At 63.4% G+C, this 22,608-nt stretch carries 26 protein-coding genes and 1 other RNA gene; 11 read left to right on the top strand and 16 right to left on the bottom strand.

The window, feature by feature from the left end:
• From pyk to Q7T26_10280, 6 genes are all read left to right on the top strand, one after another.
• On the top strand, nt 1–987 hold a 987-nt coding region (pyk, locus tag Q7T26_10305; protein ID MDO8532532.1), incomplete at its 5' end, for a pyruvate kinase.
• Nucleotides 988–1,244: 257 nt separating this feature from the next.
• Nucleotides 1,245–1,370 (top strand): hypothetical protein, encoded by a 126-nt coding sequence (locus Q7T26_10300; protein ID MDO8532531.1) that lies wholly within the window; start codon nt 1,245–1,247, stop codon nt 1,368–1,370.
• Nucleotides 1,363–1,587 carry a DUF4926 domain-containing protein gene (locus Q7T26_10295; GenBank protein MDO8532530.1) on the top strand — a complete coding sequence of 75 codons (225 nt, stop codon included), beginning with the start codon at nt 1,363–1,365 and terminating at the stop codon, nt 1,585–1,587. Before Q7T26_10300 ends, Q7T26_10295 begins: the two co-directional genes overlap by 8 nt.
• Nucleotides 1,588–1,778: 191 nt before the next feature.
• On the top strand, nt 1,779–2,561 hold the full coding sequence (locus Q7T26_10290; GenBank protein ID MDO8532529.1) for a hypothetical protein: 783 nt from the start codon (nt 1,779–1,781) through the stop codon (nt 2,559–2,561).
• Nucleotides 2,558–2,995, top strand: a complete 438-nt coding sequence (locus Q7T26_10285) for a FlgT C-terminal domain-containing protein (protein ID MDO8532528.1) — start codon at nt 2,558–2,560, stop codon at nt 2,993–2,995. Before Q7T26_10290 ends, Q7T26_10285 begins: the two co-directional genes overlap by 4 nt.
• Nucleotides 2,992–3,492, top strand: a complete 501-nt coding sequence (locus tag Q7T26_10280) for a GNAT family N-acetyltransferase (protein ID MDO8532527.1) — start codon at nt 2,992–2,994, stop codon at nt 3,490–3,492. Before Q7T26_10285 ends, Q7T26_10280 begins: the two co-directional genes overlap by 4 nt.
• Here Q7T26_10280 and Q7T26_10275 read toward each other — a convergent pair.
• The 11 genes from Q7T26_10275 to Q7T26_10225 form a co-directional block, all read right to left on the bottom strand.
• The gene (locus Q7T26_10275) at nt 3,467–4,234 is read right to left on the bottom strand and encodes a glycosyltransferase family 2 protein (GenBank protein ID MDO8532526.1); all 768 of its coding nucleotides are present in this window, start codon (nt 4,232–4,234) and stop codon (nt 3,467–3,469) included. The two genes, Q7T26_10280 and Q7T26_10275, sit on opposite strands and share 26 nt — an antisense overlap.
• A gap of 217 nt (nt 4,235–4,451) precedes the next feature.
• Nucleotides 4,452–5,543 carry a hypothetical protein gene (locus Q7T26_10270; GenBank protein ID MDO8532525.1) on the bottom strand — a complete coding sequence of 364 codons (1,092 nt, stop codon included), beginning with the start codon at nt 5,541–5,543 and terminating at the stop codon, nt 4,452–4,454.
• Nucleotides 5,544–5,603: 60 nt separating this feature from the next.
• A complete protein-coding gene (gene purH, locus Q7T26_10265) occupies nt 5,604–7,130 on the bottom strand; it encodes a bifunctional phosphoribosylaminoimidazolecarboxamide formyltransferase/IMP cyclohydrolase (GenBank protein ID MDO8532524.1) in 1,527 nt (508 codons plus the stop codon).
• Nucleotide 7,131: 1 nt separating this feature from the next.
• The gene (gene purM, locus Q7T26_10260; GenBank protein MDO8532523.1) at nt 7,132–8,223 is read right to left on the bottom strand and encodes a phosphoribosylformylglycinamidine cyclo-ligase; all 1,092 of its coding nucleotides are present in this window, start codon (nt 8,221–8,223) and stop codon (nt 7,132–7,134) included.
• Between the two features lie 12 nt (nt 8,224–8,235).
• Nucleotides 8,236–9,702, bottom strand: a complete 1,467-nt coding sequence (gene purF, locus Q7T26_10255; protein ID MDO8532522.1) for an amidophosphoribosyltransferase — start codon at nt 9,700–9,702, stop codon at nt 8,236–8,238.
• Nucleotides 9,703–9,846: 144 nt separating this feature from the next.
• On the bottom strand, nt 9,847–10,701 hold the full coding sequence (locus Q7T26_10250) for a cytochrome c oxidase assembly protein (GenBank protein ID MDO8532521.1): 855 nt from the start codon (nt 10,699–10,701) through the stop codon (nt 9,847–9,849).
• 64 nt (nt 10,702–10,765) lie between these two features.
• Nucleotides 10,766–11,095, bottom strand: a complete 330-nt coding sequence (locus Q7T26_10245) for a cytochrome C oxidase subunit IV family protein (GenBank protein MDO8532520.1) — start codon at nt 11,093–11,095, stop codon at nt 10,766–10,768.
• Nucleotides 11,096–11,147: 52 nt separating this feature from the next.
• Nucleotides 11,148–11,717: a cytochrome c oxidase subunit 3 gene (locus Q7T26_10240; GenBank protein ID MDO8532519.1), complete on the bottom strand. Its 570-nt coding sequence runs from the start codon at nt 11,715–11,717 to the stop codon at nt 11,148–11,150.
• 70 nt (nt 11,718–11,787) lie between these two features.
• Complete coding sequence (ctaD, locus tag Q7T26_10235; protein ID MDO8532518.1) at nt 11,788–13,605, bottom strand: cytochrome c oxidase subunit I; 1,818 nt, start codon at nt 13,603–13,605, stop codon at nt 11,788–11,790.
• 18 nt (nt 13,606–13,623) lie between these two features.
• Complete coding sequence (gene coxB, locus Q7T26_10230) at nt 13,624–14,646, bottom strand: cytochrome c oxidase subunit II (protein ID MDO8532517.1); 1,023 nt, start codon at nt 14,644–14,646, stop codon at nt 13,624–13,626.
• Between the two features lie 139 nt (nt 14,647–14,785).
• On the bottom strand, nt 14,786–14,857 hold the full coding sequence (locus tag Q7T26_10225) for a hypothetical protein (GenBank protein ID MDO8532516.1): 72 nt from the start codon (nt 14,855–14,857) through the stop codon (nt 14,786–14,788).
• A 557-nt stretch (nt 14,858–15,414) separates the two neighbouring features.
• Here Q7T26_10225 and Q7T26_10220 point away from each other — a divergent pair.
• Together Q7T26_10220 and Q7T26_10215 are read left to right on the top strand one after the other, a co-directional pair.
• Entirely contained in the window at nt 15,415–16,581 is a 1,167-nt protein-coding gene (locus Q7T26_10220; GenBank protein ID MDO8532515.1) for a citrate/2-methylcitrate synthase, read from the top strand.
• A gap of 67 nt (nt 16,582–16,648) precedes the next feature.
• Nucleotides 16,649–17,899, top strand: a complete 1,251-nt coding sequence (locus Q7T26_10215; GenBank protein ID MDO8532514.1) for an SAM-dependent methyltransferase — start codon at nt 16,649–16,651, stop codon at nt 17,897–17,899.
• A 21-nt stretch (nt 17,900–17,920) separates the two neighbouring features.
• Here Q7T26_10215 and Q7T26_10210 read toward each other — a convergent pair whose 3' ends face one another.
• The 5 genes from Q7T26_10210 to rnpB form a co-directional block, all read right to left on the bottom strand.
• Nucleotides 17,921–18,373: a cyclic nucleotide-binding domain-containing protein gene (locus Q7T26_10210; protein MDO8532513.1), complete on the bottom strand. Its 453-nt coding sequence runs from the start codon at nt 18,371–18,373 to the stop codon at nt 17,921–17,923.
• A 47-nt stretch (nt 18,374–18,420) separates the two neighbouring features.
• Nucleotides 18,421–18,867 carry a hypothetical protein gene (locus Q7T26_10205; protein MDO8532512.1) on the bottom strand — a complete coding sequence of 149 codons (447 nt, stop codon included), beginning with the start codon at nt 18,865–18,867 and terminating at the stop codon, nt 18,421–18,423.
• A 26-nt stretch (nt 18,868–18,893) separates the two neighbouring features.
• A complete protein-coding gene (locus tag Q7T26_10200; GenBank protein ID MDO8532511.1) occupies nt 18,894–19,715 on the bottom strand; it encodes a biotin--[acetyl-CoA-carboxylase] ligase in 822 nt (273 codons plus the stop codon).
• 93 nt (nt 19,716–19,808) lie between these two features.
• On the bottom strand, nt 19,809–20,846 hold the full coding sequence (locus tag Q7T26_10195) for a DUF4917 family protein (protein ID MDO8532510.1): 1,038 nt from the start codon (nt 20,844–20,846) through the stop codon (nt 19,809–19,811).
• A 99-nt stretch (nt 20,847–20,945) separates the two neighbouring features.
• Nucleotides 20,946–21,340, bottom strand: an RNA gene (gene rnpB / locus Q7T26_10190) — RNase P RNA component class A.
• A gap of 132 nt (nt 21,341–21,472) precedes the next feature.
• On the opposite strand from rnpB, the gene Q7T26_10185 reads away from it, so the two are divergent.
• The 3 genes from Q7T26_10185 to Q7T26_10175 form a co-directional block, all read left to right on the top strand.
• Nucleotides 21,473–21,784, top strand: a complete 312-nt coding sequence (locus Q7T26_10185) for a hypothetical protein (protein ID MDO8532509.1) — start codon at nt 21,473–21,475, stop codon at nt 21,782–21,784.
• Between the two features lie 69 nt (nt 21,785–21,853).
• Nucleotides 21,854–22,036: a hypothetical protein gene (locus Q7T26_10180; protein MDO8532508.1), complete on the top strand. Its 183-nt coding sequence runs from the start codon at nt 21,854–21,856 to the stop codon at nt 22,034–22,036.
• A gap of 73 nt (nt 22,037–22,109) precedes the next feature.
• Nucleotides 22,110–22,608: hypothetical protein (locus Q7T26_10175; protein MDO8532507.1), on the top strand; the 499-nt coding region annotated here is incomplete at its 3' end.

The raw sequence follows: 22,608 nt of genomic DNA, 5'->3' as shown, positions 1-22,608 counted from the left end.
GGGACGCTGAAGCCGGGCAAGGGCGTCGTGTTCCCCGGCGTGCCGCTCTCCATACCCTTTCTGACGGACGCGACGCGCGCCGCCCTCGACTTCGCCGCGGAGCAGCACGCCGACTGGGTGGCGCTGTCGTTCGTGAGCGGGCCGGAGGACATTCGCCAGGCGCGGGACGCGCTGCGGGAGCGCGGGGCGACTATCCCGCTCATCGCCAAGATAGAGATGCGGCAGGCAGTGGAGAGGCTCGACGCCATCCTGCGGGAGGTGGACGGGGTCATGGTGGCGCGCGGCGACCTCGGCCTGGAGATGCCCGTGCAGAAGATTCCGCACGTGCAGAAGGGCATCATTCGCGCGGCGAACCGCCTGGGCAAGCCGGTCATCACGGCCACGCAGATGCTGGAGTCCATGATACTGGCGCCGCGCCCCACGCGGGCGGAGGTCACGGACGTTGCGAACGCCATCCTCGACGGCACGGACGCCGTCATGCTCTCCGGCGAGACCTCCGTGGGCCAGTACCCGGTCCAGACGGTGCGCATGATGGAGAAGATCGCCCGCGAGACGGAGACGTCGTTCCCGTTCCAGCAGGTCGCCGAGGAGCGGCGACGGGAGGTCGGCGACGCCATTGACGACGCCATCGCGCACGACGCCTGCCACACAGCGGGCATCGTGGGGGCGCGGGCCATCGTGGCGTTCACCACGTCGGGCAGCACGGCGCTGCGCGTCGCCCGCTACCGACCCCGGACGCCCCTGCTGGCGCTGACCTCCCGCGAGGATGTGCGGCGACGGCTGGCGCTGGTCTGGGGCGTGCATCCCGTCGTCGTCGCCGAGCAGTCGAGCGCGGACGAGGTGTTCGCGACGGCGTCGCGGTGCGCGCGGGAGCTGGGGCTGGCGCGCCCCGGCGACGTGCTGGTGATCACGGCGGGCGTGCCGCTGGGCGTGTCCGGCAGCACGAACCTGCTGAAGGTGCACACCGTGGCGGAGGAGGCGGGGTAGGGATTGGGGATTAGAGCTTGTTCCAACACCAGCTTACGCGCCCCCGAAGGTCGTCACAATGTCATTGCGAGGCCCGACGAAGGAGGGCCGTGGCAATCTGGCGGCGGGGTCGGCTCTGGTACAGATTGCCGTGCAAGGCCTTTTTGTCATTCCGGCGAACGCCGGAATCCACAAAGGCTAGGGTCTGGATTCCGGATCAAGTCCGGAATGACGGGTTGGCGGCCACATTTACATCCTTTGTGACGCTTCGGAGGGGCATGGCTGATTCCTTCGTCCTCCGGAAAGCCGAAGTCCTCGCAATGACGGCGGTGCAGGCGTATTATTGGTTACTGGATGTGAGGCTGTGGCGCTGCTATCCGGTAGAAGCGGGCAATGATGATTAAAGAGCTGGACACGGTTGTGCTGACGGTTGATCTGCCTGAGCACGGGCTGAGGCAGGGCGATGTGGGCGCCGTAGTCTTGGCACACGGCAAAAAGGGCTTTGAAGTGGAGTTCACAGCGCTGGATGGGGAGACACTGACGGTCGTTTCTCTGATGAGGGAGCAGGTCCGGCCTATTGGTCGGCGCGAGATCGCCCACGCCCGTGCTGTGTCCGCATAAGGCTGGCGCGCCCCGGCGACGTGCTGGCGATCACGGCGGGCGCGAGTATAATGGCGGCGTGGAGAAACGGGGCGCTCTAAAACAACTCCGTTTCGGGCACACGGTAAGCGGCTTTCAAAATTAGGTAGCCCCTATGGGCCATTGGCTTGCTACCCATAGGTCTTCTTCCTGAAGGGACTAAAGCAGGTATCTTGGTGATGGCCACTCAAGCCAGAATCGACAAAACGGCGCGAGTTCAAAGCCCGAAGCTGAACTGGCGACAGAGGGTCGTTACCAAGAAATCGTTGTTACCCAGCTTATTTATGAGCGCGCTGGGCATCGTTGGATTTGCCATAGTTGACCCCCAGATTGGCCTTTATGTGAGAGTGAGCATCATTGCTTGCATCTTCAGTGGAAGCGTAATTTTCTCATTTGGGATGTGGCCGTTTGTGATGTTCACATGGGAGTGGGCGATTCACGCTCGAGACCGCATAGCGAAATATCCAATCGCATTAGCGGCGGTAGATGCTCTCACGGAGGCAAACAAATCATATCAACGTAGCTTGACCACAGCTCGCAAAGCCGAAATTGATGCATTTGCCCAGGGAGCACTCAAAGCACAGGCAAGCTCTAGTACGCTCGCAGGACGACCCGTTACAGTTTTGTCCAAGCACATCAAAGATGGTCGTCTACGGTTGGTCTTTGACAAAGGGTTGCAGGATGGCGTAGCCCATGACAGCTTTATTGCGCTTTACGTGAAAGCTACGAATGAACTGTTGGGCGTTTTGATAGTCAACAAAGTGGATTTCGCCCAATGCGAAGGGGTCGTGCTCAATGCCACAAGCCCCAAGTTTTGGCAAGACTTGAATGTGCGGGCAAATGCTGACCCTTCACCGCCGTCAGGAGTAGATAGTCATTTCTACGGGCAGAGTGATCTAAGTACCGAGCTGGTGATGTTGCTCAAGAGTGTCGGTATCTCGGAGGAGGGATCATGACCAGCCAATCATCCGAACAAGGAAAAAAGAATGTCCAACCACGAAGCATACCACAGCTCCGTGGGAAGGTTGCTGCAATACTGAATGAGGACAAGCTCGTGTTGAATATCGGCTCTCAGGCGGGAGTTAAAGAGGGAACGAGGTTCAATATCTTCGGTTCTCGTGAAGTGACAGACCCAGACACGGGTAAAGTTTTGGGACAAGTAGCATACCAAAAGCTAAACGTAGTTGTCACGCAGGTGCAAGCGCAACTATGCACGGCAACCCCCACAACCGAGTATGACAGCGATATATATCGGATACTCACTCAGAACGTGTTCTCCGGTGGTGTATTCGGTGGCCGTAGGAAGAAGATAAGGCAGGACAAGGGTCCCTCGTTATCATCCAACGAGTTTGTGGATGTCTCCGTTGGAGATATTGCTGAAGGCGAATGACCCTCCGTATCCGCCCCGCGCGTCCAGACGAGCTGGACGAGGCCGCGCGGGTCATGCTCGCCGCGTACCAGCAGTACGAGGCGTCCTTTCCCACCGGACGCTGGGAGCGGTACGCCGCCGACATCCTGGACGTGCGGGGCCGCCTGCCGCACGCCGAGCTGATCGTCGCGGAGGAGGCCGGACGCATCGTCGGGGCGGTCACGCTCTACCCGGACGGCTCGCGCTCCGGCATGGAGGGCTGGCCGCCGGAGTGGGCGGGCGTGCGCCTGCTCGCCGTGCACCCGGACGCGCGTGGCAGGGGCGTCGGCGAGGCGCTAATGCGCGAGTGCATGGAGCGGAGCCGCAAGCGCGGGGTGACGACGCTGGGCCTGCACACGACGACGGTCATGGCCGTGGCGCGGGGGATGTACGAACGCATGGGGTTCGTGCGCGCGCCGGAGTACGACTTTCACCCCGCGCCGGGCATCGTCGTCATGGCGTACCGGATGAAGTTGTAGGTGGGTTCGGCTTCGCCGCGGGCAGCGCCACGCGCGGAATCCCTCCGAAGCGCAGGCGCAGCAGCCCTTTGATGTCTCCCCAGGCCGTCTTCATGACCTTGACCCGCGAGTCCGGGTCGTCCACCCAGGTCACGGGCACGTCCGCGATGCGCAGGCCGTTCTTCTCGGCGATGATGAGTATCTCCGAGTCCAGGAACCACGCGAGGTCTTTGGTCACGGGCAGGATGGCCTGGGCGGCCCGGCGGGAGAGGGCCTTGAAGCCGCACTGGGCGTCGCTGAAGCGGGTCCAGAACAGCAACTTGATGAGGATGTTGTAGCCGCGGGAGGTTATCTCGCGCTTGAGGGGCCGTCGCATCACCCGTGAGCCGCGCATCAGCCGCGAGCCGACGGCGATGTCCGCCCCCTGCTCGATGGCCTGCACCAGCGCGGGGAACGCCTTCAGGTCCGTGGAGAGGTCCACGTCCATGTAGCTCACGATGTCCGCGTCGCTCTCCAGCCACGCCCGGCGCAGGGCGCGCCCGCGCCCCTTCTCCGGTAGGTGGATACAGGTGACGCCGGGCAGCCTGGCGGACAGCGCCTGCGCGATGGCGAGCGTGCCGTCGGTGGAGCCGTTGTCGGCGATGACGATGCGCCACGTCCGTCCGCTCAGGTTGTCGCGGAGGAACTGGCTCAACGTGGCGACGGAGCGGGGCAGGTCCCGCTCCTCGTTGTACACGGGGATGATGATGTCAACGGATGTCATGAAAACAACGGCGCGTCAAGTCGTAGGACTGTCTCGAAACCCTTGGCAGGTACTCTCTCATGGTTCGACCCTTCTGCTCAGGGCAGGTAGGCTCACCATGAGCGGTGTGCCCCGCTCACCCTGAGCCTGTCGAAGGGTGAGCGCACATTTTCGGGATGACTTCTGATAGGGCGAGAGAGCGTCCGCGCGTTCGGCCAGCGGTCTGCGTCGCCTCAGCCTACCTCAGCGCCGCGAGCAGGGTGGCGGCCACCTGGAAGGGGTCGCTGGAAATGACCGGCTGGGCGTACAGCTCCATCGCGCCGATGTCCGACGGCTGCACTGTGGGGTCGCCCCGGTCCACGATGCGCACAATGGTCGGGAAGTCGCTCCAGTCCTCGTCGGTGCGCGCCAGGGGCGGCGTGTAAAGCGCCAGATTGAAGGAGAGCACGCCCAGGTGGTCCCGCAGGCAGGCCAGGGCGTCGTAGGTGCGCTCCCAGAGCTCCTGGCATGGCTTCGGCGCCATGAGGAGGATCTCCTTCTCCTTGATGGGCGTGAGGTGGGCCATGATGGTGACGTCGTTCAGCCGCGTCCCCAGGCCCAGGGTCTCGTGAATGTGGTACATGTCGTCGAAGTAGCTTGAGCCGTACCGCGCGCGATAGGCCAGCGCGGCCTGGCGCAGATGCTCGATGCGGGCATAGTGCATGTCGTGGGACAGGGACATCTGAGCGTGGCCGTGGTTGATGGTGGCCCCGGCGCGCCAGAGGCAGTTCCACATGAAGAAGAAGTACCGGGCGTCCGGGTCTTCCTCGATCCCCTTCCGCGCCCACCGGAATCCTGTCTCGAAGTAGTCCACCACCTGCTCCCGGCCGAACCGCCACGGGCTGGCCTCCTTGAACACCGCCACGCCGTGGTAGCCGTCGTACTTGGCGATGTTGCTCGCCGTGATGCAGTAGCGGCCCTCCACCCGGCCGAAGCTGTCTGCGGGCGTGTCCCGCAGCGGGCTGGCGAAGGGGTCGGTCAGGGGGTCGCCGTTGAATATCTGCGATTCCATGGCCAGGACGTCCCGCTTCATCATGGGGCGCTTGGCCCGCAGCCGGTTGAAGAGGGCGCCCTCCCATGTCACCACGTTGGTGATTTTGACGATCTTCTGGATCGTGACCTCGTCCACGGAGCCAAAGCGCTTTTCAATCCACGGCACCATGCTGTCCGGCGGGCGCATCTGGCCCAGCGCGATGCTCACGCGGTAGATGCGGTCGAAGACGGCCCAGTCCGCCTGCGGCAGGCCCTCCACAATGTCGTCAACGCGGTCAATACTCTTTTGTAACAGCATCTAGTCCCTCCCTTAACTCACATGGCCCGAAGCGATCAGAATTTCCAACCAGCGCTTCTTCTAGTGCCGGAAGTGCCGGATGCCCGTGAAGACCATCGCCGCGCCCGCTTTGTTGGCGGCCTCGATGACTTCCTTGTCGCGGATGGAGCCGCCGGGCTGCGCTATGGCCGTAATTCCGCCCTGGACTGCCAATTCTACACCATCAGGGAAGGGGAAGAAGGCGTCGGAGGCGAGCACGGAGCCTTTCGCCCGCTCCCCCGCGCGGAGAAGCGCCAGGTGGACGCTGGTCACGCGGTTGGGCTGGCCCGCGCCCATTCCGAGCAACGTCCCGTCCCGCGCCAGGACGATGGCGTTGGACTTGACGTGCTTGACCGCCCGCCACGCGAAGGTCAGGTCGCGCAGCTCGTCCGGCGTAGGGGCGCGCGTGGCGACCGTCTTCCACGTGGCGGGGTCTTCGTCAATGGCGTCCGGCGTCTGCACGAGCACGCCGCCTCCCACACGACGAAAGTCCAGGGACTGCCGCTCGTTGCGGGGCTGGCCCATGCGCAGGATACGCAGGTCGCGCTTCTTTTGCAACAGGGCGAGCGCGTCAGGCTCGAAGTCCGGCGCCAGCACGATCTCGTAGAATATCTTCGCGACCTCCTGCGCCGCCGCCATAGTGAGCGTCCGGTTGAACGCGACGATGCCCCCGAATGCGGAGACGGTGTCGCCGGAGTAGGCGCGCCGGTAGGCTTCCGCCTGGTCCTGGTGCACGGACAGGCCACAGGGGTTGGTGTGCTTGATGACGGCGCACGCGCAGCCGGAGAAGTCTGAGGCCACCTTCCACGCGGCGTCTGCGTCCAGGATGTTGTTGAAGGACAGCTCCTTGCCGTGCAGCTTCTCCGCTGCGGCGATGGTCCCCGCGCCCGACAGCACCTCCTTGTAGAACGCGGCGTGCTGGTGGGGGTTCTCCCCGTAGCGCAGGTCGAAGAGCTTCGTCATGCCGATGGTCAGTTCGGCGGGGAAGGCTGCCTCGTCGGCGTCCGAGAGGTAACGCGATATGGCGGTGTCATAGACGGCGGTATGCTGGAACGCCTTCCGGGCCAGCTTGCGGCGCTCCTCCAGAGGCACGGCGCCCGCGCGCAGCCGCTCCAGCACCAGCGCGTAGTCCGCGGGGTCCACCACGGTCAGCACGTGCGGGAAGTTCTTCGCGGAGGCCCGGATCATGGTCGGCCCGCCGATATCAATGTTCTCCAGGGCGTCCTGCAGGCTCACGTCCGGTTTGCTCACCGTCTGGACGAAGGGGTAGAGGTTCACGCAGACCAGGTCAATGAAGCCTATCTTCTGCCGCGCCAACTCCTCGCGGTGCGCGGGCACGTCGCGCCGGGCCAGCAGGCCGCCATGGACGGCGGGGTGCAGGGTCTTGACCCGGCCGTCCAGAATCTCCGGGAAGCCCGTCAGATCGGATATAGAGTGCACGGCCACGCCAGCCGTCTCCAGCGCCTTCCTGGTCCCGCCGGTGGAGTACAGCTCCCAGCCCAGGCCCGCGAGGCCGCGGGCGAACTCCGCCAGACCGTTCTTGTCGGAAACGCTCAGTATTGCACGCATCTTAGCTCGCTCGTATTCCTTCAATGACTACGCGCTCTGTCTTTTTCCCCAGCTTCACGACTTCGCCGATGATGACGCCCTCGGAGAGCTTGCGCTGTATCTTCCGGGCGTTGTCCGGCGTGCAAATGGCTATCATGCCGATACCCATGTTGAAGACGCTGTGCATTTCTCGTGAGGAGATAGCACCCGTCTTTTGGATGAGGCGAAAGAGGGGCGGCGTGTCCCATGACGTGGGATTGATGCGGACGCCCAGCCCCTGCGGCAGGGTGCGCGGGATGTTCTCGTAGAAGCCGCCGCCCGTGATGTGGGCCAGGCCGTTGATCCGTGAGAGGTGGCCCCGCAGCGCCTCGTAGTAGCAGCGGTGGGGCGCCAGCAGCGCCTCGCCCAGCGTAGCGCCGAGGCCGGCGTGGCGCTTGCGCAGCGCCTTGGCGTTCTCGTCAATGTGGAATATCTTCCGCACCAGGCTGTAGCCGTTGGTGTGCAGCCCGCTGGACGGCAGGCCCAGAAGCACGTCGCCCGCGGCGATGTTGGAGCCGTCCAGGACCTTGGCGCGCTCCACGGCGCCCACGATGAACCCCGCCAGGTCAAAGTCGTCAGGGGCGTAGATGCCCGGCATGGTGGCCGTCTCGCCGCCGATGAGGGCGCAGTTGTTCGCGCGGCACGCCGTCGCCAGGCCCTTGACCAGATCCGCCGCGCGCTCCGGCACCATCCGGCCCATGGCGATGTAGTCCAGGAAGAACAGCGGCTCCGCGCCGCAGGTGAAGATGTCGTTGACGCAGTGGTTGACCAGGTCAATGCCGATGGTGTCGTAGCGGCCCATGAGAGCGGCTATCTTGAGCTTGGTGCCGACGCCGTCGGTGCTGGCGACCAGGACCGGGTTGCGGAAGCCCTTGACCTGGAACATGCCGCCAAAGAAGCCGATGTCCCCGACGACGCCTGGGCGGAAGGTGGTGCGCGCCAGGGCCTTGATAAGCTCCTTGGCGTGGGCGTTAGCGTTCAGGTCCACTCCGGACGAGCGATAGGCTGACGTCGGGGACGTGGGTGGGGACGCCCGCTTCGTGGTACTCTTCGTATGCTTCTGGTTCCGGGGCATCACGCGGGGGCCCTACTTGCCTTCCAGGGCTGTGGGGGAGGGCAGGTCGTTCTTCTCCAGGTGCATCTTGTCCAGCCCAAACTGGATGGGGATGGGATACTGGCCGGAGAAGCAGGCCAGACAGAAGTCGTTCTTGGGCAGGCCGACTGCCTTGACCAGGCCGTCCATGCTCAAGTAGCCCAGGGAGTCCACTCCCAGGTGCTGGGCGATCTCCGTGATGGACATGTTGGCGGCAATCAGTTCGCGCTGGGTGGCCATGTCCACACCGAAGTAGCAGGGCCATCGGATAGGCGGCGCGCAGATGCGCAGGTGCACCTCTTTTGCGCCAGCCCTGCGCAGCAAGCTGACCACTTGGGGCGTCGTCGTCCCCCGCACAATGCTGTCGTCCACGACCACCAGGCGCTTGTCCCGAATGACCTCGGGCAGGGGATTGAACTTGAGTCGCACGCCCAACTCCCGCAGGCGCTGGTCCGGTTGGATGAAGGTGCGGCCCACGTAGCGGTTTTTCACCAGTCCTTCACTGTAGGGGATGCCCGACTCCCGGGAGTAGCCCACGGCCGCGGCGATAGCGGAGTCCGGCACGCCGATGACCAGGTCCGCGGAGACCGGGAACTCGCGGGCCAGTTGGGCGCCCATGGCCTCGCGGACGGGGTAGAGGAGCTTCTGATTGATGACGCTGTCCGGCCGCGCGAAGTAAATGTACTCGAAGATGCAGAGGGCGCGGCGCTTCGGCTCCGACGTCTTCCACGTGCGCAGCCCGTTGGAGTCAATAATGACGGCCTCGCCCGGCTCAATCTCGCGCAGGAACTGGGCGCTGATGTGGTCCAGGGCGCAGCTTTCCGACGCGATAACCCATCCGCCGTTCAGCTTGCCCAGGCAGAGAGGGCGGACGCCCAGCGGGTCGCGGATGCCCAGGACCGTGTCCTTGGTGGCGACGGTGAGGGAATAGGCGCCCTGGCACTCCCGCATGAGATGGGCCACGCGCTCCTCCCACGTTGCGCCGGGAGCGCGGGCCAATACGTGAGCGATGACCTCGGAGTCCGTGGTGGTGTTGAAGACGCAGCCCTCCGCCTGGAGGTGGCTCCGCAGGGGCTGGGCGTTGACGATGTTGCCGTTGTGCGCCAGCGCCATGTCGCCTGCCGGGCCGTTCACCAGAAAGGGCTGGGCGTTGCACGCGCGACTGGAGCCGGTGGTGGAGTAGCGCGTGTGGCCTATGGCGATATGTCCCTTCAGCCGGGACAGGATGTCCTCCGTGAAAGCCTGGCCCACCAGGCCCATGGAGGTGTGCACCGACATGCTCGTGCCGTCAGCGGTGGCGATGCCCGCGCTTTCCTGGCCGCGGTGTTGGAGGGCAAACAGCCCAAAGTAGGCGATGCGGGCGACGTCCGCCCCACGACAGTACACGCCGACGACGCCACACGCTTCGTGGGGACCGGAGTGTTCCTCGCCCTGCCCGGCGATGGCCGGAGAGAAGTCCAAGACCAAACCCTCCTCGCTTGCCGGTTACACTGGAAGTATAGCTTCTCGCGGAAGGCGGGTCAACCGCGAGCCGTTGGCACGCGCCCGCGCCGCACCGTTTCGCCAGCTACGGTAGCCGCCTCGTCCTGGTCGTTTAGCCGTCCGTCAGGCGCCCTGCTCCCGCGCGCGCTCGTCCCGCGCCTCCGGCATGCTGAAGAACACGCCGGAGATGGCCAGCAGGTACAGCAGGCCGCCGGGCACCCACATGATGAGGCCGCCCAGGCTCTGGTCTTCCAGGGGCGCCAGGCCCCAAACGCGCGTTGTGTCCAAATACGAAGCAAACCACGGGGTGGTGGACAGGGCCAGGTACGCGGAGAGGGCCGAGTTGGGGATGGTGGTGACGAAAAGGTACAGGATGCGCACCGGATGGCGCAGGTGCGCGCGCAGCGGGATGGGGTCCACGACGTTCCACCAGAACAGCAGGACCGTTCCGAAGAAGACCATGTGTTGCAGGATGTGCACAGCCGTATGCCGCACCGCCAGGTCATACAGCACGGGGACGTGCCACGCCCAGAAGAGTCCTGTGTACAACAGCCACGCCGCCAGGGGCTGCGTGACGGCGGTCAGGGTGCGCCGCACCATCGCGTTGTGAGCCAGGGGCGCAACGACGCGCCGGCGGAGCGCGCGGGGCAGCCCGCGGAGGAGCGGCAGGAAGGGCGCGCCCAGAAGGACCAGCGGCGGAGCCACCGTGGAGAGGAGTACGTGCTGGACCATGTGGGCTGAGAACAGCTCGTGCGCCAGCGCGTCCAGGGGGGAGACCAGCGCGACGGCGATGACCAGCAGGCCTGCGTAGAAGAAGGCGGGACGCCACCACGGGAAAAGGCCGAGGCGGCCTCTGGCGCTGCGCCCCAGCCCGACGGCGTACAGGACGGCGGCGAGGACGAGACCGATCAGGACGCCCGGGTCCCAGGACCAGATGCCCAGCACATCGGCGGGAGTCGCCACTTGCGCCGCTACCATCCACTCTCCCCTACGTGTCCGTTTGGCCTATCGCGGGGGCACCGAGGCCCCGTCTATGGCCCTGCTAGCCGCCGACGAAGACTCGGAAGAGGAGCAACAACGAGAGCATCAAGACGCAGGCGAGCGCCAGCCCGCCGAAGAACAGCCCTGAGAAAAGGCGGCTGTCGAACTTGAGGTGCATGTAGAAGAGAACGACAAGGGAGAACTTGGTCGCGGAGAGCGCCAGGAGCAGCGGGACCAGGACGCCCCGCAGCGACGCGATGTAATACACGGCCACTTCCGTGACCGTGAGCATGACCAGCGCCGCCCCCACCAGGATGTATTTGCCCGGGCCGGGGTGCTTGTGCTCCGATGTGTCGGTATGAGCGGGGAGTCCTTGCGCCTTGCTTTCCATAGCTATCTCCTGAAGGAGGCGGCGCCCCTCCAGCCATCCGCCTCAATATATTCTACGGAATCAGATAGACCACTGTGAAGATGATGATCCAGACAACGTCCACAAAGTGCCAGTACAGAGCGGCCAGGTCCACGTTCAGGCTCTTCTCCCTGGTCAACCCGCCGCGTATTGCGACTACCCACAGGGAAAGCAGCCAGATGACGCCAATGGTCACGTGGACGCCGTGGAAGCCTGTCAGCAAGAAGAAAGAAGCGCCGAAGAGATTTGTCTGAAGCGTCAGGCCCTCGCGGACGAATGAGGCGAACTCGAAGAACTGGCCTCCAAGGAAGACGAGGCCCATGAAGGCTGTCGCGAGAAGCCAAGTACGGACACCCCGCTGGTTGCCCTTCTGGATGGCGGCGTACGCCAGCACCATCATCAGGCTGCTCATGAGCAGGGCGAAGGTGCTCACGGAGGTAAACGGGATGTCGAACAGCTCGTGGGGATACGGCCCCACTAGGCTCTTGCCCTTGTTGACCAGGTAGGTCGAGATCAGCGAGCCGAAGAACAGGCACTCCGACCCCAGGAACGTCCACATGAGGAGCTTCCTGTGGTTGACGCCTGTGCTCGTCGGGTGTTCCATCGAGTGGCCGGTAGCGGACGCTGCCAACTCCGTGTCCTCCTGTATCTATCCGTATCTGTAAGACGTGTGTTCAGGCGGCGGGCTCAAACGACCAGCCGTAGACTCCAATGAGCATGATTATGGCGCCAAGGATGCTGACCGCGGGGTGAATCATCAGGCCGGACACGGCCACCAGAATGCCCAGGGCGATGACGATGGGGAAATAGGACGGGTTGGGCATATGGATAGCGCCGTGGTGCTCCGGCTCCGCGTGCGCGGCCTTCCCGTGCGCCGCGTCCGGGTATTTCTCATCCCAGAACGGGCGCCGACTGTGGACAACGGGAATCGTGGCGAAGTTATAGACCGGCGGCGGCGAAGAAATTGACCATTCGAGCGTCTGAGCGTCCCACGGGTCGTTGGGTGCGCGCGCCCCTCGCCGGAGAGCGGTGATGGCGTTGATGACGAATATGAGCACGGAGAGGGCGATGGTGAACGCGCCCACGGTTGAGACCAGGTTCCACAGGTTCCAGCCCATGCTTGGATCGTAGGAGTAGATGCGGCGCGGCATGCCGTCCAGGCCCAGAAGGTGCATGGGGAAGAAGGCCAGGTTGGCGCCGACGAACATGATCCAGAAGTGGACTTTGCCCCACGCGTCGTTGAGCATGCGGCCGGTGATCTTGGGGAACCAGTAATAGATGCCGGCGAACAGGCCGAAGACGGCCCCGCCGAACAGGACATAATGCAGATGAGCGACGACGAAGTAGGTGTCGGTCTGCTGCAAGTCCAGGGGTACGGAGGCGTGCATGACGCCGCTTATCCCTCCTATGATGAACATGCCGATGAAGCCGACGGCGAAGCAGAGGGGCGACTTGAAGTCTAATGCGCCTCCCCACATGGTGCCTATCCAGTTGAATATCTTTACGCCCGTCGGGACGGCGATGAGCATGGTTGTGGTGGCGAAAACGGCGTCAGCCACGGGGCCCATGCCTACTGCGAACATATGGTGCGCCCATACGCCGAACCCCAGGAACGCGATGAGTATGCCGGAGTAGACGACGAACGGGTATCCGAACAGAGGCTTGCGCGAAAAGGTGGGAAGCACCTCGGAGACCATGCCCATTGCGGGCAGGATGAGGATGTAAACCTCCGGATGTCCGAATATCCAGAACAGGTGCTGCCAGAGCAGCGGGTCGCCGCCTCCCGCGGGAATGTAGAAGTGCGTGCCGAAGAAGCGGTCGAACAGCAGAAGGGTAAGGCCCACGGTCAGCACCGGCAGCGCGAAGACCAGCAGGAAGGACGTTATCAGGGTCATCCAGACGAAGAGGGGCATGCGCATCATGCTCATGCCCGGGGCGCGCAGGTTGAGGATGGTGACAATGAAGTTGAGCGCGGCCATCAGAGACGAGAGGCCCAGGACTTGGAGGCCCAGCACCCAGAAGTCGATACGCGCGCCCGGCGAGAACTGGTTAGAGGTCAGGTTGGCGTAGCCGAACCAGCCTGCGTCGGGCGCTCCGCCCATGAAAAAGCTGGAGTTCATGAAGAGGCCGCCGAACAGGAACACCCAGTAGCTGAGGGCATTCAGGCGGGGGAAGGCGACGTCGCGCGCGCCTATCATCAGCGGCACCATGAAGTTGAAGAAGGCGGCGCTGAGGGGCATGACGAACAGGAAGATCATCGTGGTGCCGTGCATGGTGAAGAGCTGGCTGTAGGTGTCGGAGGACACAAGGGTGTTGCCCGGCACGGCGAGTTGCGTGCGTATCAGCAGGGCCTCTATGCCGCCCACAAGCAGAAAGAACAGAGCGCTGGCGCCGTAGAGGATGCCTATCCTCTTGTGGTCCACCGTCGTGATCCAGCTCCATACGCCGGTGTAGGCCACGGGCCGGCGCATGGGTGCCGCTAGCGTCGTCATGTCTGTCTCCGCAGTCCGCTACTTCATGCTTTCAAGGAAAGCGACCAGCGCCGAGATGTCGCTCTCGCTCAAGTGGAGGTTCGGCATCTTGGAGCCGGGCTTCACCGCCTCGGGGTCTGTAAGCCACCGCGCCATGTTGTCCGGCGTGTTCTCCAGAGTGCCGGCGGCGGTAGTGCCGCGCGCGCCGATGCGCGTCAGGTTCGGGCCGACCAGCCCCTTGGCCTGCGTGCCGTCAATGGTGTGGCAGGCCGTGCAGCCGGGCGGCGTCGCGAAAAAGAGCTGCTGGCCCTTCTTCGCCAACTCAGTGGTCGGGGCGATAGAGGGCGTCTTCTGCGCCTTCACCCACGCCTGGAAGTCCTCCGGCGTGTGCACCACAACCCGGAACCGCATGTTGGCGTGGGAGAGTCCGCAGAACTCGGCGCATTGGCCCAGGTACGTCCCCGGCTCGTCGGGTATGAACGTGATGCGGGTCTCCCGATTCGGGAACACGTCGCGCTTGCCGGCAAGCTGCGGCACCCAGAAGCTGTGGATGACGTCGTTCGACTTCATGACAAGGCTGGTAGTCTTGCCGACGGGTATGTGCATCTCGTTACCGGTGACAATGCCCAGCGAGGGGTAGGAGAACTCCCACCACCACTGGTGCGCCATGACCTTGACCTCCAGAGCGTCGGCGGGGGCCGGCTGCTGGGTGGCGAATATGGTGCTGATGGTGGGCACGGTGATGATGGCTAGGACGACGACAGGGGCGAATGTCCAGGCAATCTCCAGTTTCTGGCTCCCGTGGGACTGGGCGGGTAGGTCCTGGCCCTTCCGTTTACGGAAGCGGATGGCGGTGTAGATGAGAAACCCTTCCACCACAACGAAGACGATGGCGGCGATTACCAGGATTAGCTCGAAGAGGCCCTGGATTCTGGCGGCGTAGTCGGACTTGGGGAGGAGGGTGGTCTGTGGAGTCGGCGCGCAGCCCGCGAGCGCCAAGGCCAGAAGGAACATGGAAACGGGAGCAAGGGCCCACAGCAGACGCTGTCTATGAACGGTCATGTCATCCTTCCGCAACGGGGTCTTTTGGATGTCGAAGCGGGCAAAACGTTAAAATTTTCACATTGCTTCCAGAAGCACAAAGTGTATCAAAGCGCGCCCAGGGCGTCAAGTCGCTGCACCCGTGGATGCGCTCTGCTGCTCAAGCGGCGTGCCAGCCGCCGTCCACGTACGGCGTGTGCCCGGTCACATAGCTTGAGGCGTCGGACGTCAGGAAGACAGCCCGTCGGCCATCGCCCTGCCCAGGCCGCGGCTGCCGCCCGTCACCACGGCGACCTTGCCCTGAAGAACGCGCTCAGGTGTACTCACAAGTGCAATCACGCCCGTTTCAATCCGATCCCGCAAAGGCCGATGAAGAATCTCTGCGCAAGAGGCAGTTTAGCACAGGCGCGGGGGTGTTCAAGCGGCTGGCGGCCATGCAGCGGGACCGGCGTGGTAATTCACGCTCTGCATGCTTTGGAAAGAGTGCTGCGCTTGTTGCCTTGGATGTCTTTCGTCGCAATGAAGCTTGACCAGTGTCCGCGCAAGTGCTAAAGTGTGAGGGTTGGGCCGGTAGGCGGCCGTCCAGTTGCTATCAAGGTCTTCAGGATGCTCCTCGAAGAGGAGGCGTGCAAACTCCCCGCAGCACAGCTCATTCCTAGCATGGGACCGGTTCCGGCCACGTGTGGCGGTTCCAGGGGGCATGGTGACGGATGAGAAGCAGGCCGCTCCGGTAAGTCCCTCGCTCTGAGACCTGACGAAAAAAGCCGTTATGGCTGTCAAGGAGGAGCAATGCAAGAGATCCAGCTTCACCCAGGGCTTAAGGACGTCTATCTGGACAAGACGGAGTCAAGTTTCATTGATGGCGGTATTGGCAAGTTACTCTACCGGGGCTACGATATCCATGATTTAGCGGAAAAATCCACCTTCGAAGAGACGGTGTTTCTCCTCCTCCACGGTAAGCTTCCCACCCGCGGCGAACTCGATGCATTTGACGCTCAACTCCGCGCCGGCCGAGCCATCCCCCCGCAGATCATCAAAGTCATAGAGCTGACACAAAAGGCCCACCCCATGGATGTGCTTCGCACCGGGATCTCCGCCTTGGCGGCGTACGACCCGGACACGGAGGACAAGTCTGTGGAGTCCACCCTCCGCAAGGGCGTCCGGCTCACCGCCCAGGCGGCCACCATCGTCGCCGCCCATCATCGGATTCGCAAGGGCCTGCAGCCCGTCCCGCCCTCGCCGGACCTGGGCCACGCGGCCAACTTCCTGTACATGATGTTCGGGAAAAAGCCCGACCCGGAAGAGGCGAAAATACTGGACGTTGACTTCATCCTTCACGCGGAGCACGGCTCCAACGCCTCCTCCTTCGCGGCCCGTCAGTCTGCCTCCACCCTTTCCGACCTGCACTCCGCTGTCGTCGGAGGCATCGGCGTGCTGAAGGGTCCCTGGCATGGCGGCGCGGCGGAAGCTGTGATGGACCTGGTCCATCACATTGAGACTCCGGAGAAGGCGGAGGCCTACGTCAAGAGCCTCACCAGCCGTGGCGAGAAGATCATGGGCTTTGGGCACCGCGTCTATAAGGCGGAGGACCCGCGGGCGCGGCACCTGCGCGAGCGCTCCCGCTGGCTTGGCGAGAGAAAGGGGCAACCCCAGTGGTTCAAGCTCCTCCTGCACCTGGAGGAGAAGGTGATGGCCCCCTACCGCGCCAAGGGTATCTTTGTCAACGTGGACTTCTACGCCGGGTCAGTCTATTATCTGATGGGTGTCCCGGAGGACGTCTTCATCTCCATCTTCGCCATGGGCCGTGTCCCCGGCTGGACCGCGCAGTTCATGGAGCAGTGGCATAATAACGTGCTCATCCGCCCGCTGCTCAAGTACGTGGGTCCTATGGACCTGGAGTACGTGCCCATTGAGAAGCGGAGCGCCGGGGTTTCCCCTAAGGTGGGCGCCCTGTAACGCCCGCCCACACTTCGGTTACAATGTCGCCGGGGGAGACCACCCTCGGCGACTTTGCTTAACGACGATGACAGCAGCACTGGAGCAGGCGGTCAGGGCGCGCCTCCGCGAGAGAGGGCGCATCACGTTCGCTGACTTCATGGCGATCGCCCTCTACGACCCGGCGGGCGGCTACTACACCTCGGGCGAGCCTGTTGGCCCCATAGGCGACTTCTACACCTCCCCGGTAGCCCACCCCGCCTTCGGCGCGCTCATTGCGCGGCAGATGGAAGAGATGTGGCGGCTGCTGGACTCTCCTCGCGTATTCCACATCGTGGAGCCGGGGGCGGGGAATGGCCGCCTCGCGCGGGACGTGCTCGCCCATGCTGAACATTTGTCACCGGACTTCCGCCGCGCCCTGCGCTACGTCGCCATCGAGCGTCGCCCTCCCGCCATGCGCGCGGCGGACAGCGCGCCACACTGGGTGCTCGGCGAGGGACTGCCCGTCCGGAACGTGGAGGGCTGCATCCTCGCCAACGAGCTGGTGGACGCATTCCCCGTGCACCGGGTTGCGTGGGTGGGCGGTCGGCTTCAGGACGTGTACGTCGCGCTGGACGCGGAGGGACGCTTCGTCGAGGAGCTTGGCGGGCCGTCCACGCCCGCGCTGGAGGAGCGTTTCGCGCGACTGGGCATAACGCTACAGGAGGGGCAGCGGGCGGAGGTCTGCCTGGGGCTGGAGGCCTGGTCGCGGAGCGTGGCGTCGGCCCTGACGCGGGGCTTCGTGTTGACCGTTGACTACGGCGACGTGGCGGAGCGGCTGTACGGCGCGGAGCGGCTGCAGGGGACGCTGGCCTGCTACTACAAGCACGCCCCCGCGGGCAGCCCGTACCAGCGCATGGGAGAGCAGGACATCACCGCCCACGTGGACTTTTCGGCGCTGGCCGCCGCGGGAGAGGCCCATGGGCTGCGTGCGCTGGGGCTGACGAGCCAGCGGGCCTTTCTCCTCAACCTGGGGATGCAGGGTGTCATGGAGGCGGCCAGGAGGCAAGGCCTGCCCCAGCGGGAACGTGACGCTAACATGCTGGCCCTGCGGGACCTGCTGCGGCCCGACGGCCTGGGCGGATTCCGTGTGCTGGCGCAGGGGAAAAACGTGGGCGCCGCCACCCTTGCCGGGCTGACTGCCGAAGGCTCGGCGGAGCGCGTCGCCGCCCTGCGGGCGCTCGCGCCGACGGCGCTGCCGCTGCTGACCACTGAGCATATGCCTCTGCTGGCGGCCCGATACCCGCACCTGGCGTGGGACTGGACGGACGTGTGGGGAGGAGAGGAAGGCAGCCGGTAAGCCTGCTACGCCCCGCCCGTCCTATTTCGCCGCCTCGATACCCTTATTGATGGCCTCCAGGCGCTCGTCAAACTGGGCGCGCGCCCGCGCAAGGACAATCTGAGCGTCTTCAGGCGCTTCGGCGAGCAGTCGCAGGACATCCTTCGCGTCCAGCCACAATAAAGTGCTGGGAGTCATTGTCCGAATCTGGCTGCCGCTCGGGCGATGCTCAAACAGCGCGCCCAGGCCAATCCATGACCCGGGGCCTAGCATAAGGGCCACGATTTCCAACCCGTTGACCAGGGCGCTGTAGGAGAGCTCGCCTGTCAGCAGAAGGCCCAGCCCCGCCGTGGATTCCTCCCGTCTGATGATCACGGTATCGGCGGGCACTTCCTGCACGACCGCCGCCCGTGCGAGCTGGCACAGCAGGCTCTCCCGCAGCCCGTAGAAGAGCTCGCTCAGGGAGATAAGCCTGGTGATCTGCTCCACGTTCATGGTGGCCTCACAAAAGACGCCGCGGTCTCCAGGGTGGATGGGCGGGGCTATCTGGCCCGGGACCAGACCCTCTTCGCGCCGTCCGGAAGCATCTCAACCAGACGGTCCTCGGCCCACACGAAGCGCCGGTCGCGGAGACGGGTGTAGCCCCGACCGGCGCCCCGCAGCGCTTTCAGGAACCGCGCAACTGTTTCGGCTACGCGTTCAGGCTCGCCCTCCATGCCGATGATGGTCACCACGCCCCCGTGCTGGCTGGGGATATGCCTGCCCCGCAGTCGGCGGCGGTCGGTGGTGAGGAAGACGCGATCGCCCGCCAGCATCACGGCGGCGCGGCGCTCGTCCAGGCCTTTGATGGGGACCTGTACGTCCCACTCGTCGCGGCCTTCACGGGCCACGTCCATGCCCTTGGTCTGCAACGCCTGGATGACCAATTCCGGCACGCTGGCGTCGGCCAGGAAGGCGAGCCGTTGCGTGGGGCCGTGCTGTATGCTCACATCTGTCTCCCCGGTGGGGGTGCGCGCTAGGCGCGCAGGGTGACTTCACCCGCGACGACGCGCACGAGCGAGCCGTCCGGGCGGCGCAGCATCAGGTTGCCGTCCTGGTCCACTGACTCGGCGCGCCCTCGCTCGACGGTATCGCCCCATCGCACGGCGACATCGTGGCCCAGGGTGTCCAGGAACAGCGCCCAGATATCGTGGATGGAGTCCCATTTCTGGAGGCTCTCGTAAAGGCGCTCCATGTCTCCCATGATGTGGGCGAGCAGTTCAGGGCGCGAGACGCGGCGGCCCAGTTCGTTGGAGATACTGGTGGCCGAAGGGACGTCCCCGTACTTCTTCATATCCACGTTCACGTTCAGGCCAACGCCGACGATGGCGTACTCCACCTCGTCCAGGCGCATCTGGCTGTCTATCAGGATGCCGCAGACCTTTTTGCCACGGATGAGGATATCGTTGGGCCACTTGATCTTGGCCGGGAGGCCGGTGTACCTGCGGATGCTGAAGAGGACGGCCAGGCACGCCAGCATGTTGAGCTTGGGCAGGTCTGCGAGCTTGGGCTTGAGAATGAGCGAGAAGGTCAGGCTGCCGCCGGGGTCCGATATCCACGCGCGCTGGAAGCGTCCCCTGCCCGCGGTCTGGGACTCGGCCAGGACCAGGGTGCCCTCCGGCGCGTCCAGGAAGGCCAGGTGGTGGGCTTCGTCCTGGGTGGAGTTCATGGTCTCCTGGAAGTGCAGCCGCCGCCCGAACGTACGGGTGGCGAGCGCCTTCTGGATGGCCTCCGGCGAGAGGTCAGCCGGCGGCTGCTGGGCTGTGGCGGACTTGTGCGTTATAGTCTTCTTCGGCATGTGGTTGTGTTCGGCCGGTGAATGACTCCGATAACCGACCGAGTATAGCGCCGCGAACGGAAGCGGTCAATGGTTAGGCGAACGAAAGGGTATCTACTTGGTTGGTTGAGTATGCGGCCAGCATCCAGGACTCTCAGAATCGAAGAAAATCAAATCCGCGCTTTGGTTGACTTTTCTGACTTTCGCCTCAAAGATGGCACAGGACTTGTTCAAATCCCAGGAAGGTTTGGTGGCGTAACCGTGGATAGAAATAGCGATTTTGGCTCTATTGACGCAGAGGCGATTGACAATGTGCTCATCTTGGTCGCCGAGTGAACACCCGTAAATGACAATCGTAGATCCGGTATTTGGTAGAACCGAAGCGTATACCGTGCTTAGGTAGGGGCTACGCATAATAGCTCGAAGTTTTTGCCGCGATTCCCCTTCGCTTACGAACAAGGGGATTGCGTCGCGCTCCTTCCAAGTCTTCGTGATACTAGCTAATAGATTCATATCATTCCCTTTGGCAACCTTGGTTTCATTTCCCGTAGTACTTTCACTTGCCAGCGCTAGATTTCCATGTGGATAAAACACCAGAGTAGAACTCTTAGCCCCCTTGATAGACTCAATGTACTTTTTCCAGTCGTGATCGAATTCGCCCGCTATAAAACAGTCTTTGAACATGTCAGTTTTCTTCGGGTGGTCGTTAGCCCACAACATGGCCCAATAGACTATTAGATCATAATTCAAGCTAATGACAAATTTGAAATGGCGCATGAACTCTGCAATGGGTTGCAAATGATCCACTACCGCAGGGTAAGGAACGTGTACGCTGTTGACCGCTGCGATTAGAGCCTGCCGGATATCCTCGTAAATAGCAGCTATCTTGCCTTGATCCTCAATCTCTAGGGCGTGGTTGATTCGACGTGCGTGCGAGAGCATACTCTGCACCAATTCAAAATCAGTTGTGTCCAAATTCTTGAAAATTTGCTCGACTTCCCGAGGGATCTTGCCGATTTTGCGCGCAGCTTCTAGCAAAGACTCGTATGTGAAGTCTTGATGAAGAGCACGGCTTGCCCCGTTTCCCAATAGAAGGGCGTCCGTGTACTCACTTGCTATGTCTGACCATGAGGAAATATGTGGCGTTGCCATAGCTGCGTCATCGCTTTTCGACTATTTGCAAAGTTTAGCGCACGTTGGCTATCAAAGCAAAGGCCCGCTGGGCGACCTGGCGGTGTCCAGCGGGCCGAGAAGACGGGCAGGCCTGTAAGCCGGGTTCTGTACCCTGCGGGAGTGCAGTTTACGGCAGGGCCTTCTTCCTGCGCTCCCACGGGGCGACGACCATCTTTCTCCGACGACGGTTACCCGCCGCCTCTAGCAGCCAACCCGAGGGCGGGCCGGGCGCCCTTCGCCCTCCTATTCGGCCTTGCTCCGGGTGGGGTTTGCCTAGCCGACCGGTCGCCCGGCCGCTGGTGCGCTCTTACCGCACCGTTGCACCCTTACCCCGTTCGTCACGAGGCGGTATGTTTCTGTGGCGCTATCCGTCGGGTTTCCCCGCCTGGACGTTATCCAGCACCCTGCCCGGTGGAGCCCGGACTTTCCTCCCCCTCGGCATGCGCCGAAGGAGCGGTCGTCCGGCCTACCCGTCTGGTGACAAGTATACATCCGCCGCGTAGTCCAGGCAACCGCTAGCCGTCCGCCCAGGGGTGCGCCATTGACAACGACACGCAAGGCTGGTAAAAAGGATAGCGAGCGGAGAAATCCGAGAGGAGGCGAGTATGCCGGCAAACACCATCATGGCGCTGGACCCCACGGCGGAGTCCAAGATCGCGCAGCGTGAGCCTAATCCCCTGCCGTCGGACTTGAACGGCAAGGTCATCGGCTTTCTCAACGGCGACGGCGCGGGCCAGTTCCTTCGCATTGACGCGCTGTACAAAGAGGTGCTGAAGATATTGAAGCAGCGCTACCAGATCAAGGACGTGGTCTGGGGCGAGAAGTTTCGTTCCAAGAACAGCCAGGGCGCGTCGGAAGACACCCTGAACAGCATGGCGCAGAAATGCGACCTGGTCGTCAACGGGATAGGGGTCTGAGGCTCTTGCACGCCGTGGTGTATCCACGACGGTGTTGAGCTGGCCAAGCGGGGGGCATCGGTCATCAGCATGTGCTCCCAGCCCTTCGAGTCCCTGGCCCGGGTCACGTCCAAGGCCAAGGGGCTGGACAAGATGCCTCTGATTGTGGTGCCCTGGCCCTTTGACACCTCGCAGGCGCCGAAAGTCGCCGAGCAAATCGTCGCCAATTTGGAGCAGTCCGCACGTCACCCCGCACGGACGCCCACTCGCTAGCTAGTCTTTGACATAAGTCACGAAAGGGCTGGATGTTGCGCATCCGGCCCTTTCGCATGGAAAAGGAGGTGCTATGGCAACCGCCAGGATCGTGTCCAAGCGGGTTGAGGTCTCCGATGACCCGCAGGCCATTAACGACTACTACTATCAGAAGGGCTGGACCGAGGGTTTGCCCATCGTGTGTCCCACCGAGGAGCGCGTGCTCCGCATGTTGGAGTACACCGACCGCGCGCCGGGCGAGTTGTTGGGGCAGCTCGCCCCCGTGTATGCGGAGGCGACGGTGGAGAAGATCGCCATCAACGGCGTGATGGCGGGGTGCCTGCCCCAGCACATGCCGGTGCTGATCGCCGCGACTGAAGCGATCATCGAGAAGGACTTTAACTTGTTCGCCGTTCAGACGACGACCAATCCGGTCGCGCCCCTGTTCATCGTGAACGGGCCGATAGCCAAAGAGCTTGACATTAACAGCGGGCCGGGCTGCATGGGGCCAAGCAAGCGGGCGAACGCGGTCATCGGTCGGGCGATGCGCCTGCTCATGATTAATGTCGGCGGCGGCAAGCCGGGCGTGGTGG

Source organism: Dehalococcoidia bacterium, assembly GCA_030648205.1.
GTDB lineage: Bacteria > Chloroflexota > Dehalococcoidia > JAUSIH01 > JAUSIH01 > JAUSIH01.
Note: the sequence above shows the minus strand (reverse complement) of the source record. Positions and strands in the feature narration are given on the sequence as shown.

What these genes read in the sequence shown, in the direction of transcription:
- Q7T26_10300 (MDO8532531.1), top strand. Translation starts at nt 1,245, where the DNA reads ATGGCTGATTCCTTCGTCCTCCGGAAAGCCGAAGTCCTCGCAATGACG.
- Q7T26_10295 (MDO8532530.1), top strand. Translation starts at nt 1,363, where the DNA reads ATGATTAAAGAGCTGGACACGGTTGTGCTGACGGTTGATCTGCCTGAG.
- Q7T26_10285 (MDO8532528.1), top strand. Translation starts at nt 2,558, where the DNA reads ATGACCAGCCAATCATCCGAACAAGGAAAAAAGAATGTCCAACCACGA.
- Q7T26_10280 (MDO8532527.1), top strand. Translation starts at nt 2,992, where the DNA reads ATGACCCTCCGTATCCGCCCCGCGCGTCCAGACGAGCTGGACGAGGCC.
- Q7T26_10275 (MDO8532526.1), bottom strand. Translation starts at nt 4,234, where the DNA reads ATGACATCCGTTGACATCATCATCCCCGTGTACAACGAGGAGCGGGAC.
- Q7T26_10270 (MDO8532525.1), bottom strand. Translation starts at nt 5,543, where the DNA reads ATGCTGTTACAAAAGAGTATTGACCGCGTTGACGACATTGTGGAGGGC.
- purH (MDO8532524.1), bottom strand. Translation starts at nt 7,130, where the DNA reads ATGCGTGCAATACTGAGCGTTTCCGACAAGAACGGTCTGGCGGAGTTC.
- purM (MDO8532523.1), bottom strand. Translation starts at nt 8,223, where the DNA reads ATGCCCCGGAACCAGAAGCATACGAAGAGTACCACGAAGCGGGCGTCC.
- Q7T26_10250 (MDO8532521.1), bottom strand. Translation starts at nt 10,701, where the DNA reads ATGGTAGCGGCGCAAGTGGCGACTCCCGCCGATGTGCTGGGCATCTGG.
- Q7T26_10245 (MDO8532520.1), bottom strand. Translation starts at nt 11,095, where the DNA reads ATGGAAAGCAAGGCGCAAGGACTCCCCGCTCATACCGACACATCGGAG.
- Q7T26_10240 (MDO8532519.1), bottom strand. Translation starts at nt 11,717, where the DNA reads ATGGAACACCCGACGAGCACAGGCGTCAACCACAGGAAGCTCCTCATG.
- ctaD (MDO8532518.1), bottom strand. Translation starts at nt 13,605, where the DNA reads ATGACGACGCTAGCGGCACCCATGCGCCGGCCCGTGGCCTACACCGGC.
- coxB (MDO8532517.1), bottom strand. Translation starts at nt 14,646, where the DNA reads ATGACCGTTCATAGACAGCGTCTGCTGTGGGCCCTTGCTCCCGTTTCC.
- Q7T26_10220 (MDO8532515.1), top strand. Translation starts at nt 15,415, where the DNA reads ATGCAAGAGATCCAGCTTCACCCAGGGCTTAAGGACGTCTATCTGGAC.
- Q7T26_10215 (MDO8532514.1), top strand. Translation starts at nt 16,649, where the DNA reads ATGACAGCAGCACTGGAGCAGGCGGTCAGGGCGCGCCTCCGCGAGAGA.
- Q7T26_10210 (MDO8532513.1), bottom strand. Translation starts at nt 18,373, where the DNA reads ATGAACGTGGAGCAGATCACCAGGCTTATCTCCCTGAGCGAGCTCTTC.
- Q7T26_10200 (MDO8532511.1), bottom strand. Translation starts at nt 19,715, where the DNA reads ATGCCGAAGAAGACTATAACGCACAAGTCCGCCACAGCCCAGCAGCCG.
- Q7T26_10195 (MDO8532510.1), bottom strand. Translation starts at nt 20,846, where the DNA reads ATGGCAACGCCACATATTTCCTCATGGTCAGACATAGCAAGTGAGTAC.
- Q7T26_10185 (MDO8532509.1), top strand. Translation starts at nt 21,473, where the DNA reads ATGCCGGCAAACACCATCATGGCGCTGGACCCCACGGCGGAGTCCAAG.
- Q7T26_10180 (MDO8532508.1), top strand. Translation starts at nt 21,854, where the DNA reads ATGTGCTCCCAGCCCTTCGAGTCCCTGGCCCGGGTCACGTCCAAGGCC.